The organism is Streptomyces adustus (assembly GCF_009377175.1).
Lineage (GTDB): Bacteria > Actinomycetota > Actinomycetes > Streptomycetales > Streptomycetaceae > Streptomyces > Streptomyces adustus.
The window spans coordinates 1-12,211 of record NZ_VJZD01000275.1 but is presented as its reverse complement, the minus strand read 5'-3'; the positions used below and the strand labels follow the sequence as shown (position 1 = coordinate 12,211).

Here is a 12,211-nt window from a genome sequence, read left to right as displayed (position 1 = left end):
CCCGCCGTTGCCCTCGCCGCCGAGGACCCGGCCGAGGCCGTTGTAGCCCATGATCAGATCCCAGGCGGTGCCGTCCGTCGAACCGCCGATGTACGGCCGGTCGTCGGCGGGCACGAGGGAGACGGCCGTCGCCCACCAGAAGCTGGAGACGGCCAGGACCACGCCCGCGAGCAGCAGGTTCACGATCCGCTTGCCGAGCTTCGGCGTGGCCGCGTAGAGGTAGACCGCGAAGACGGCGGGCAGCGCGATGTAGCCCTGGAGCATCTTCGTGTTGAACGCGAGGCCGAAGCAGGCGGCCGAGCCGAGCAGCGGCAGCAGCCGGCCGTTCGTGGTGGCCCGCAGGGCGAGCGCCGCGCCCGCCACCATGAGGAACACCAGCAGGGTGTCGGGGTTGTTGTCCCGGTTGATGGCGACCGTGATCGGGGTCAGCGCGAGCACCAGGGCGGCGACGGCCGCGGCGCCGTGGCCCCACACCCGTTTCACCGAGGCGTGCAGGATCCAGATGGTCGCGAGCGCGACCAGGATCATCGGCAGCATCATCTGCCAGGTCCCGAAACCGAGGATCCGGCAGGACAGGCCCATCACCATCAGCGCGAGCGGCGGCTTGTCCACGGTCATGAAGTTGCCCGCGTCCAGCGAGCCGAAGAACCACGCCTTCCAGCTCTGTGTGCCGCTGAACACGGCGGAGCTGTAGAAGCTGTTCAGGCCGGAACCGGAGAGGTTCCAGGAGTAGAGCACCCCCGCCAGCAGCAGGATCGCGATCAGCGCGGGGAGCGACCAGCGGGGCGCCCCCTGCGGCGGCGCCGGTGGTGTGACCGGCGGCGGCGGGTCGGGGGTCACGGTGGGCTGGGGGAGTGGATCGGTGGCAGATGTCACCACTGCACCATGCAGACGCCCGATGGGTGCCGACTGTGGTGAAGCTGGGCGCAGCCTGTGAGAGGACGCCGCCGCTTCACCGGATCAGGCAGAGGCGAACCCGGCCTTGAGGGCGGACGCGAACGGCGACCGGGCGGCCGGTCCGAAGACCAGCGCGGGACCGTGCGAGACCTTGGAATCACGGACGGGGACGCCTGCCGGGTACCGGTCCAGCACCTCCAGGCAACTGCCACCCTGATGGACCGGACGGTGTGGTCGACCATCGACACATAATCGCCACAACGACCCGTACAACCATTCGTTCGAACTCGTGAGTCATCAATGCATGACTCACGGGATATCCAGACGCGCGAGAGTGGTCGCGGGGGGCCTCACGGCCGGGGTGCTGATATCGGGCGTGGCTGCCGCGGCGCCCGCCTCGGCAGCCACGCCGGCCGTCAGCTGCACGTCGTCCAAGGCGGGCCTGGCCGCCAAGCTCAAGAAGGACATCACGGCCGCGCTCGCCACCCGCAAGGGCACCGTCGCCGTCGGCCTCTACGACCGCACCACCAACACCACCTGCACACTGCGTGCCACCAGCGCCTACGACTCGGCCAGCGTGGTCAAGGTCACCGTGCTGGCCACGCTGCTGTGGGACGCCAAGAAGCACAACCGCTATCTGACGAGCACCGAGACCTCGCTCGCCACGGCCATGATCACCAAGTCGGACAACACGGCGACCAGCAAGCTCTGGAAGCAGCTGGGCCTGACGAAGATCAAGGGCTTCCTGGCCGCCGCCAAGATGACCCAGACGAAGCCCGGCGCGAACGGCTACTGGGGTCTGACCCAGATCACGGTGACCGACGAGCAGAAGCTGCTCAAGCTGATCACCGGCGCGAACACGGTGCTCTCCGACAATTCCCGGGCCTACATCCAGAAGCTGATGGGGCAGGTCGTCTCCTCCCAGCGCTGGGGCACCCCGTACGGAGCGCCGTCCGGTGTCTCCGTGCACGTCAAGAACGGCTGGCTCCAGCGCTCCACGCTCGGCTGGCGGGTGCACAGCGTCGGCACGTTCAAGGGTGGCGGCCACGACTACACGATCACCGTGCTCACCCACGGGAACAGCACGATGAGCTACGGCATCACCACCATCCAGGGCGTCGCGAAGGTCATCCACAAGGACCTGATGTCCTGAGGGCCGATGCCTCGCGGGTGCGCGCCCGAGGGCGTTCCCTCCGTCCGATTGTTGCGGAGGGATGAAATCCGCTTCCATCCGCGTTGGTGCTTTCCGGCAGAGCAGGTCTAACGGAAGGCACCGGCGTGGCAGCGCAACAGGGGGAGAAACAGGGCTGGGCGCGCAGACTCGCGGTCTATGCCTGGCGTCACCCGGGGGACGTGGTCCTGGCCCTCGGCTCCTCCCTGGCCGGTATGGCCGTCACGGCGCTGGTCCCGCTGCTCACCAAGGTGATCATCGACGACGTGATCACCGACCACAGCCGCGCCATGGCCCCCTGGGCGGGCGCGCTGATCGTCGCGGCCCTCCTCGTCTACGTCTCCACGTACATCCGCCGCTACTACGGCGGCCGGCTCGCCCTCGACGTCCAGCACGACCTGCGGACCGAGATGTACGACACGATCACCCGGCTCGACGGCCGCCGTCAGGACGAGCTGTCCACCGGGCAGGTGATAGGCCGTGCCACCAGCGACCTCCAGCTGATCCAGGGTCTGCTCTTCATGCTGCCGATGACCATCGGCAACGTGCTGCTCTTCCTGATCTCCCTGGTGATCATGGCGTGGCTGTCCCTGCCGCTGACCCTGGTCGCGCTCGCCGTGGCGCCTGCGCTCGGCTGGATCGCCCGCCGCAGCCGCAGCCGGCTGCACCCCTCCACCTGGTACGCCCAGGCCCAGGCGGCCGCCGTCGCGGGCGTGGTCGACGGCGCCGTCAGCGGCGTACGCGTGGTCAAGGGCTTCGGGCAGGAGGAGCAGGAGACCGGGAAGCTGCGGGAGGTCGGCCGCCGGCTTTTCGCGGGGCGGCTGCGCACCATCCGGATGAACTCCCGGTACACCCCCGCCCTCCAGGCGGTCCCCGCACTCGGCCAGGTCGCGATGCTGGCGCTCGGCGGCTGGCTCGCCGTGCGCGGGCACATCACCCTCGGCACCTTCGTCGCCTTCTCCACCTACCTCGCCCAGCTCGTCGGCCCGGTCCGCATGCTCGCCATGGTCCTCACCGTGGGACAGCAGGCCCGCGCGAGCACCGAGCGGGTCCTGGAGCTCATCGACACCGCGCCGACGATCGAGGACGGCCGGCTGGAGCTGCCCGCCGACGCGCCCGCGACCGTCGAGTTCGACGACGTCTCGTTCGGGTACCGGCAGGCCGACGGCCGCACCAGCCCGGTCGTGCAGGGCCTCTCCTTCGAGATCCGCGCGGGCGAGACCCTCGCCGTGGTCGGCTCCTCCGGCTCCGGCAAGTCCACCGTCTCCCTGCTCCTGCCGCGCTTCTACGACGTCACCCACGGCGCCGTCCTGATCGGCGGCCACGACGTCCGCGAACTCACCCTCGACTCGCTCAGGGCCGCGATCGGACTCGTCCCCGAGGACTCCTTCCTCTTCTCCGACACCGTCCGCAACAACATCGCCTACGGCCGCCCCGACGCCACCGACGAGCAGATCGAGGCCGCCGCCCGCGCCGCCCAGGCGGACCGGTTCATCGCCGAGCTGCCCGACGGCTACGCCACCAAGGTGGGCGAGCACGGCCTCACCCTCTCCGGCGGCCAGCGCCAGCGCCTCGCGCTCGCCCGCGCGATCCTCACCGACCCGCGCCTGCTCGTCCTGGACGACGCCACCTCGGCGGTGGACGCCCGGGTGGAGCACGAGATCCACGAGGCGCTCAAGCAGGTCATGCGGGGCCGCACCACCCTGCTCATCGCGCACCGCCGCTCCACCCTCAACCTCGCCGACCGCATCGCCGTCCTCGACGGCGGCCGCCTCGCCGACCTCGGCACCCACGAGGAGCTCCAGCAGCGCTCGGCCCTCTACCGCCGGCTGCTCACCGACCCCGACGAACTCGGCGGGGTCTCCCCGGGCCACACCCCGCCCGCCGAGCCGCGCGAGGACACCTCCGTCCGCGACGAACTGGACGCCGAGTTCGACGCCGAGGCCGGACTGACCCCCCGCCTGTGGACGGGCGACCGCGAGCCCAAGGACAGCGCCCTGTCCGGCATGCCCGCCACCCCCGAGCTCCTCGCCCAGGTCGCGGCGCTGCCTCCGGCGGCCGACACCCCGGACGTCGACGAGGCGCACGCGGTGCGCGCCGAGGAGTCCTACGGCCTGCGGCGGCTGCTGCGCGGCTTCGGGCGCCCCCTGCTGGTCAGCCTGCTGCTGGTCGCGGTGGACGCCGGGGTGGGCCTGCTGCTGCCCGTCCTGATCCGGCACGGCATCGACCAGGGCGTCAGCGAAATGGCCCTCGGCGCGGTCTGGACGGCCTCGCTGCTCGGCCTGCTCGCGGTGCTCGTGCAGTGGGCGGCGCAGATCGGCGAGACCCGGATGACCGGACGCACCGGTGAGCGCGTCCTGTACTCGCTGCGCCTGAAGATCTTCGCCCAGCTCCAGCGGCTCGGGCTCGACTACTACGAGCGCGAGCTGACCGGCCGGATCATGACGCGGATGACGACCGACGTCGACGCGCTCTCCACCTTCCTCCAGACCGGTCTGGTCACCGCCTTCGTCTCGGTCGTCACCTTCTTCGGCATCATGGGCGTCCTGCTGCTGATCGACGTCGAGCTGGCGCTCGTCGTCTTCACCACGCTGCCCCCGCTGATCGTCGCCACCTACTTCTTCCGCCGGGCCAGCGTGAAGGCGTACGAGCTGGCCCGCGAGCGGGTGTCGGTGGTCAACGCCGACCTCCAGGAGTCGGTGTCCGGGCTGCGGATCGTGCAGGCCTTCCGGCGGGAGCGGGCCGGCAGCCTGCGGTTCGCAGAGCGCAGCGACAGCTACCGGCGGGCCCGGATCCGCGGCCAGTGGCTGATCTCCGTCTACTTCCCCTTCGTCCAGTTCCTGTCGTCGGCGGCCGTGGCCGCGGTGCTGATCACGGGCGCGGGCCGGATCGAGGCGGCGTCCCTCACCACCGGCGCCCTGGTCGCCTACCTCCTCTACATCGACCTGTTCTTCGCCCCGGTGCAGCAGCTCTCCCAGGTCTTCGACGGCTACCAGCAGGCGACCGTCTCCCTCGGCCGCATCCAGGAGCTGCTGCGCGAGCCCACCTCCACCCGGCCCGCCGGGGAGCCGGTCGAGGTCCGCTCGCTGCGCGGCGAGATCGCCTTCGAGGACGTGCGCTTCGCCTACGGTGACGACGAGGAGGCGCTCGGCGGCATCGACCTGAGGATCCCGGCCGGCCAGACCGTCGCCTTCGTCGGCGAGACGGGCGCCGGCAAGTCGACCCTGGTCAAGCTGGTGGCCCGGTTCTACGACCCGACCGCCGGCCGGGTGACGGTCGACGGCACGGACCTGCGGGCGTACGACCTCACCGCGTACCGCCATCGCCTCGGGGTGGTCCCGCAGGAGGCGTACCTCTTCCCGGGCACCGTGCGCGACGCCATCGCCTACGGCCGTCCCGACGCCGGTGACGCGGAGGTGGAGGCGGCGGCCCGCGCGGTCGGCGCGCACGAGATGATCGCCACGCTGGAGGGCGGCTATCTGCACGAGGTCGCCGAGCGCGGCCGCAACCTCTCCGCCGGACAGCGGCAGCTGATCGCGCTGGCCCGCGCGGAGCTGGTCGACCCCGACGTCCTGCTCCTCGACGAGGCGACGGCCGCCCTCGACCTGGCCACCGAGGCACAGGTCAACCTGGCGACCGAACGCCTGGCGGGCCGTCGTACGACCCTCGTGGTCGCCCACCGGCTGACCACCGCCGCCCGCGCCGACCGGGTGGTGCTGATGGACCACGGCCGGGTCGCCGAGGACGGCACCCACGAGGAGCTGCTGGCGCGGGACGGGCGGTACGCGCAGCTGTGGCGGACGTTCGTGGGGGAGCCGGTCACCACGGGCTGACCCGGCCACTTCGGCCGCCCGCCTCGGGGGCGGGCGGCCGGATACGGGGGAGGCGCGCAACCGTTCGACACCTGTCGTGCGTCCGTACATCAGTACGGGTGGGCCGTGTGGCGGGAGGGACGAGCGTGGACAGTGGTGCGATACGTCGGCGGCTGGCACGTGGCACGGCCGTGCTGGTCGCCTCCGGACTGCTCGCCCTGGCGTCGCCGGGCAGCGCTGACGCGGCTCCCACCCAGTGCGTCGGCCGGAAGGTGAAGGTCCTTCCCTTCGGCACCGGCACGGTCCAGGTCTACAAACGCAACGGCTACGTCTGCGCGGTCACCCTCGCCGAGCGGCCCGGCCGGCGGACCGCGATGTCGGTCAGCGTGCAGGCGCGCGGCAACCGCCCGGTCGTCGACAGCGGGCAATTCGCGGTGCGGGCCGGTCCGGTGACCGTCCACGCGGGGCACCGCTGTGTGCGGGTGAGCGGGTCCGTGGGGCCGCAGTCGATCAGCACGGGCTGGATCCTGTGCTGACGGATACCGGCCCGAACACCTGCTGACATGTCAACTCCCTCTGGTGTGAAGGATGTTGCTGGGATAGCTTCCGGCGCACATCCGTTTCACAGGGAGGGTGCATGCGCAAGGCGCTCAGATGGCTGCTGGCGCTCACGGTGCTCATAGGCACATTGAGCACGGCCGGGGCAGCCACCGCTGCCGTGCCGGAGGCCACCGGAACGACCGACATCAAGGATCAGCTCCTCGCCATACCGGGCATGAGCCTGGTCGAGGAGAAGCCGTACACCGGCTACCGCTACTTCGTGCTCCAGTACACCCAGCCGGTCGACCACCGGCATCCGTCCAAGGGAACGTTCCAGCAGCGGATCACCGTGCTGCACAAGGACGTCAGCCGTCCGACGGTCTTCTACACCGGCGGCTACAACGTCTCCACCAACCCCGGCCGCCGCGAGCCGACCCAGATCGTGGACGGCAACCAGGTCTCCATGGAGTACCGCTTCTTCACCCCGTCCCGGCCCGACCCGGCCGACTGGTCCAAGCTCGACATCTGGCAGGCGGCGAGCGACCAGCACCGCATCTTCAAGGCGCTGAAGAAGATCTACACCAAGAACTGGATCGCCACCGGCGGCTCCAAGGGCGGCATGACCGCCACCTACTTCGAGCGCTTCTACCCGCACGACATGGACGGTGTCGTCGCCTACGTCGCCCCGAACGACGTCGTCAACGACGAGGACTCCGCCTACGACCGCTTCTTCGCCTCCGTCGGCACGAAGGAGTGCCGCGACCGGCTGAACGGCGTGCAGCGCGAGGCGCTGGTGCGCCGGGAGTCCCTGGAGAAGAAGTACCAGGCGTACGCCGCCGAGAACGGCTACACCTTCACCACGATCGGCAGCCTCGACCGGGCCTACGAGGCGGTCGTCCTCGACTACGTCTGGGGCTTCTGGCAGTACAGCCTGCTGTCCGACTGCGACACGATCCCGGCGGACGCGGCCACCGCGACCGACGACGAGATCTGGAACTCCGTCGACACGATCTCCGGCTTCTCCGCCTACGCCGACCAGGGCCTGGAGCCGTACACGCCGTACTACTACCAGGCGGGCACCCAGCTGGGCGCGCCGACGATCCACTTCCCGTACATCGAGGGGAAGTACATCCGCTACGGCTACCAGCCGCCGCGCAACTTCGTGCCGCGCGACATCCCGATGCGGTTCCAGCGGGGCGCGATGCGCGACGTGGACAACTGGGTGGCCCACCACGCGCAGCACATGCTGTTCGTCTACGGCCAGAACGACCCGTGGGGCGCGGAGCGGTTCCGGGTCGGCGCGGGCGCGAAGGACGCGTACGTCTTCACCGCCCCCGGTCTCAACCACGGCGCGAACGTGGCCGGACTGACCGCCGACGAAAAGGCGCTCGCCACCGCCCGGATCCTCGCCTGGGCCGGGGTCGCGTCGCCCGCGGTGCAGGCGGACCCGTCGGCGGCGAAGCCGCTGGCCCGGTTCGACGCCCGACTGGACGTCCGGGACGTGGAGCGGGAGCCCGCCCTGCGCCCGTGACACCAGGCCCTGCCCGGCCGTTCCCGCCGTCCGCCCGGACGGCGGACGGCGGGCCCCGCGGCGCCCGGCACGCAGGCAGTGCGTGCCCGGCGTCGCGGGGCGGGCGGGCGTACGGCTAGGGCCTGTCTGACATTTCGCGTCGTCGCCCGCCGGGCAGACGGGAATTGTCGGACAGGCCCTAGTAGGTCAGCCCGTACCCGATCGGATACAGCACCTGCGCCGGATCGTCGGCCCGCGGGATCGGCACCGGCAGCCGTCCGCGCGGTGCCACCCGTCCGGCGATCACCCTTGCGGCGGCGCGCAGTTCGACGTCGGTCCAGGAGTAGGTCGCCAGACAGGCCCGTACGGACGGGAGTTGGGCGATGTCGTAGGGGTTGCGGACCGCCACGACCACCACCGGCCGCCCGGTCGCGACCAGTTGTTCCACCAGGGCCCGCTGGCTGTTCGTCGCGGTGACGTTGTACGTCCCGACGACGACCGCGTCCGCGGCGGCCGCCGCCGCGACCGCCTGGGCGATCGCCGCGGCCGAGGGTGCGGTGCCGGTGGACAACGCCGTCGCGGTGAAGCCGAGTTCGGTCAGGGCACGGGCGAGGACGCCCGTCGGCGGGCCGGTGGTGCCCGACGGGGACGCCGGGTCGGCGCCGACGACCAGCACCCGGCCGTGGCCGCGACGCGAGAGCGGCAGCACCCGGCCCTCGTTGACCAGCAGCGTCGTCGTCCGTTCGGCGATCCGGTCGGCCGTCGCCAGGTGCCTCGCGGTGCCGACCGTGCGGTCCACGCGGTCCCGGTCCACGTACGGTTCCTCGAAGAGACCCAGCCCGGCCTTCAGTCGCAGCACCCGCAGGACCGACTCGTCGAGGCGGGCCTCGGTCAGCTCGCCGCCGCGCACCGCGTTCAGCACGGCGTTCCAGGCGACGTCGAGGGAGGGCGGGTTGAGGAGCTGGTCCACCCCGGCCTTCAGCGCGAGCACCGGCACCCGGTCGTCGCCGTACTTGGTTCGCACGCCCTCCATGCCGAGGGCGTCGGTCACCACCAGTCCGTCGTAGCCGAGTTCGCCGCGCAGGATGCCGGTCAGGATCGGGTGCGAGAGGGTGGCCGGGTCGCCGGAGTCGTCCAGTGCGGGGACCATGATGTGCGCGGTCATGATCGAGTCGATGCCGGCCCGGATCGCCGCCCGGAAGGGCACCGCGTCCAGCCGCTCCCACAGTTCGCGGCTGTGCGTGATGACGGGGAAGCCGAAGTGGCTGTCGACGGCCGTGTCGCCGTGCCCGGGGAAGTGCTTGGCCGTCGCGGCCACGCCCGCCCTCTGGTACCCCTGCACCTCGGCGGTGACCAGGTCCGCCACCGCGTCCGGGTCGGCGCCGAAGGACCGTACGCCGATGACCGGGTTGGCCGGGTTGACGTTCACGTCGGCCACCGGGGAGTAGTCCTGGCGGATGCCGATCGCGCGCAGTTCGGTGCCGGAGATCCGGCCCAGCGTGCGGGCGTCGGCGCGCGATGCGCCCGCGCCGACGGCCATCGCGCCCGGCAGCAGCGTGGCGGGCGCGCCGACCCGGCAGACGATGCCGTGCTCCTGGTCGGTGGAGATCAGCACCGGCAGACCGCGCGGCTGCGCGAGGGAGGCGGCCTGGATGCCGTTCGAGAGGTCCGCGATCTGGTGCGGGTCACGGGTGTTGTGCGCCCAGGTGAAGTAGATGATGCCGCCGACCCGGTACTTGGCGATCAGCTCGGCGGCGGTGCGCACGCCGATCTCGGCGAGGTTGGCGTCGATGTCGGCCTGGTCGGGCGCGGTGGCCGAGTGGCCGTAGACCCGCATCACGAACAGCTGACCGACCTTCTCCTCCAGCGTCATGCGGGAGAGCAGGGCGCGGACGGTCGGGTCGTCGTGCCCGGCCGCGTACCCGGGGGAACCCAACGCCAGGGAAGCGGTGGCGCCGGCCGTCGCGGCGGCGAGGACGGCGCGTCTGGACGGACGTGCGGTGTTTCCTGTGCTTGCCGTGCTGGTGTCGGGCACGTGCGCTCCCTCCGAAGGAGAACCGCTGAAGGAAACTTCCAGGGAATCACCAATATCCGGGAAGTTTCTTCCGGTCAAGGGAGTGCACAGTAGCCGCGGAGGGGCCGCCATCGGCGCTGTTGGAGGGGGGCGCGCCGATGGCGGCGTGCTGCCGGCCGCGGTACGGCTGAGAGGGTGGTCAGCGCTTCGCAGCCTGCGGCGAGGCCGACACCGCACCGCGGTGACTCGTCCGGCAGTCCGGCGCTTGGACGTGGGGGGCGCGGCCCGGGTTCCCGGCTTCCGCCCTCTTTCCGCAAGTCGGTGCGGGTGTTCTCAGCGGGTCGGGTGGGCCGACGCACGCGGCCAGTGGGCCCGCAGCACCCGCACGGTCTCCGCGATCGCCGGCCGCCGGGCCGCCCCCGCGCGCCACACCGCGTACAGCCGGCGCACCGGCATCGGGTCCAGCGACACCTCCACGACACCCTCCGGGAGCGGGCCGCGCCCGAGCCGGGGGATGAGCGCGACGCCCAGCCCGGCCGCGACGAGCGCGATCAGGGTCGGGTTCTCCTCGGCCTGGTGCACGAGGTCCGGCTCGTGCCCGGCCGCGCGCAGGGTGCGTACCAGCCAGTCGTGGCAGACCCGGCCCGGCGGCTGGCAGATCCACCGCTCGCCGCCCAGCTCCTCGCGCCGCAGGGCGCTCCGCCCGGCGAACGGATGCCCCGCGGGGACGAGCAGATCGCACAGGTCCTCCCCGATGGCCGCCTGTTCCAGCCCCGCGGGAGCGGGCAGCGGCGCGATGTCCCAGTCGTGCGTCACCGCGAGGTCCACGGCACCCTTGGCGACCAGGTCCACGGACAGATGCGGGTCGACCTCGGTGAGCCGGGCGTCCAGTGCCGGGTGCCGCCCGGCGAGGTCGGCGAGCACCGACGGCAGCAGACCGCGCGCCGCCGACGCGAACGCGGCCACGGTCAGCCGCCCGGCAGGCGCCCCGCGGCGCTCCTCCAGCTCGGTCTCGGCCCGCTCCACGATGGCGAGCAACTCCCGTGCGGTGGCGGCGAGCTGGTGCGCCTCGGGGGTGAGCCGCACCCCGCGCCCCTCCCGCTCCAGCAGCACGGTCCTGGTCTCCCGCTCCAGCTTGGCGATCTGCTGGGAGACGGCCGACGGGGTATACCCGAGCGCGGCGGCGGCCGCCCCGACGGTGCCGTGGACGGACACGGCGTGCAGCGCGCGCAGGCGCTGGAGGTCGAGCATGTGCCCCGCTCCTTCCCGAGTGCTTCGGTGGGGGCCGCCGATGGGGATTCATCAGCTCTGCTACATCCAACCGTGCAGTAATCATCGCTGGTGCTACACGGTCCAGGGAAGTGATCCTCGATCCATGAAACCCGCGCACCTCGCCCTCGCCGTCCTCGTCGCCGCCGTCTGGGGCGTGAACTTCACGGTCGTCGAGATCGGCCTCGACCACTTCCCGCCCCTGTTCTTCTCGGCCCTGCGCTTCCTGGTCGCGGCCGTCCCGGCGGTCCTGTTCGTGGGCCGCCCGAAGGTGGCGTGGAAGTGGATCGTGGCCGTGGGCCTGGTGCTCGGGGTGGCCAAGTTCGGCCTGCTGTTCGTCGGCATGGACGCGGGCATGCCGGCCGGACTGTCCTCCCTGGTGCTCCAGATCCAGGCGGTGTTCACTGCGCTCATCGCCTTCGCCGTGCTGGGCGAGCGCCCCACCGCCGTCCGCGCCGCGGGCATGCTGGTGGCCCTCGCCGGCATCGGCGTCGCCGCCGCGGACGAGGGTGCCTCCGGCCCGCTCGGCGCCTTCGCCCTGGTCGTCGCGGCCGCCGTCTGCTGGGGCGCCTCGAACGTCCTGACCCGCAGGGCCGCACCCCCGGACGCCCTGAACTTCATGGTCTGGGTCAGCACGGTCCCGGTCCTGCCCCTGCTCGCCCTGTCCCTGCTCCTCGAGGGTCCCACCAGGGACTACGACGCCCTGCGCGCCCTCGACTGGCAGGGCGTCGGCACCCTCGGCTACGTCGCGTGGGTCAGCACCGTCTTCGGCTTCGGTGCCTGGGGGTGGCTGCTGCGCCGCCACCCGGCCTCCGCGGTCGCCCCCTTCTCGCTGCTCGTCCCCGTCTTCGGGATGACGTCGGCGGCCCTCTTCCTCGACGAGTCGGTGAGCCCGCTGGGCTGGTGCGCGGCGGCGCTTCTGGTCGGCGGGGTGGCACTGACGTCCCTGGCGCCCGCGCGACACGCGGTCCATCCCGTGGACGTGCCCGCCCCGGAGC

Annotated in this window: 9 protein-coding genes; 5 read left to right on the top strand and 4 right to left on the bottom strand. The window is 71.9% G+C overall.

What is annotated here, in order from left to right; translation table 11 throughout:
• Both FNH09_RS39410 and FNH09_RS39405 read right to left on the bottom strand, forming a co-directional pair.
• On the bottom strand, positions 1–876 hold an 876-nt coding region (locus FNH09_RS39410; RefSeq protein ID WP_162469780.1), incomplete at its 3' end, for a glycosyltransferase family 39 protein.
• Positions 877–960: 84 nt separating this feature from the next.
• The gene (locus tag FNH09_RS39405; RefSeq protein WP_152894682.1) at positions 961–1,158 is read right to left on the bottom strand and encodes a DUF397 domain-containing protein; all 198 of its coding nucleotides are present in this window, start codon (positions 1,156–1,158) and stop codon (positions 961–963) included.
• A 43-nt stretch (positions 1,159–1,201) separates the two neighbouring features.
• Between FNH09_RS39405 and FNH09_RS39400 the strand changes: the two genes are divergently transcribed.
• From FNH09_RS39400 to FNH09_RS39385, 4 genes are all read left to right on the top strand, one after another.
• On the top strand, positions 1,202–2,050 hold the full coding sequence (locus tag FNH09_RS39400) for a serine hydrolase (protein ID WP_152894680.1): 849 nt from the start codon (positions 1,202–1,204) through the stop codon (positions 2,048–2,050).
• 125 nt (positions 2,051–2,175) lie between these two features.
• Positions 2,176–5,901: an ABC transporter transmembrane domain-containing protein gene (locus FNH09_RS39395; RefSeq protein ID WP_162469779.1), complete on the top strand. Its 3,726-nt coding sequence runs from the start codon at positions 2,176–2,178 to the stop codon at positions 5,899–5,901.
• A 125-nt stretch (positions 5,902–6,026) separates the two neighbouring features.
• The gene (locus FNH09_RS39390; protein WP_162469778.1) at positions 6,027–6,416 is read left to right on the top strand and encodes a hypothetical protein; all 390 of its coding nucleotides are present in this window, start codon (positions 6,027–6,029) and stop codon (positions 6,414–6,416) included.
• A gap of 101 nt (positions 6,417–6,517) precedes the next feature.
• Positions 6,518–7,951, top strand: coding sequence for a S28 family serine protease (locus FNH09_RS39385; RefSeq protein ID WP_152894678.1), 1,434 nt, complete (start codon positions 6,518–6,520; stop codon positions 7,949–7,951).
• 178 nt (positions 7,952–8,129) lie between these two features.
• On the opposite strand, the gene FNH09_RS39380 is transcribed toward FNH09_RS39385, so the two are convergent.
• Complete coding sequence (locus FNH09_RS39380) at positions 8,130–9,965, bottom strand: glycoside hydrolase family 3 protein (RefSeq protein ID WP_338017824.1); 1,836 nt, start codon at positions 9,963–9,965, stop codon at positions 8,130–8,132.
• 312 nt (positions 9,966–10,277) lie between these two features.
• Complete coding sequence (locus tag FNH09_RS39375; RefSeq protein WP_152894676.1) at positions 10,278–11,195, bottom strand: LysR family transcriptional regulator; 918 nt, start codon at positions 11,193–11,195, stop codon at positions 10,278–10,280.
• Between the two features lie 124 nt (positions 11,196–11,319).
• Between FNH09_RS39375 and FNH09_RS39370 the strand changes: the two genes are divergently transcribed.
• A partial coding sequence (locus FNH09_RS39370; RefSeq protein WP_152894675.1) for an EamA family transporter occupies positions 11,320–12,211 on the top strand: 892 nt, incomplete at its 3' end.

Coding starts and splice junctions, on each gene's coding strand:
- FNH09_RS39385 (WP_152894678.1), top strand. CDS start 6,518: ATGCGCAAGGCGCTCAGATGGCTGCTGGCGCTCACGGTGCTCATAGGC.
- FNH09_RS39400 (WP_152894680.1), top strand. CDS start 1,202: ATGACTCACGGGATATCCAGACGCGCGAGAGTGGTCGCGGGGGGCCTC.
- FNH09_RS39375 (WP_152894676.1), bottom strand. CDS start 11,195: ATGCTCGACCTCCAGCGCCTGCGCGCGCTGCACGCCGTGTCCGTCCAC.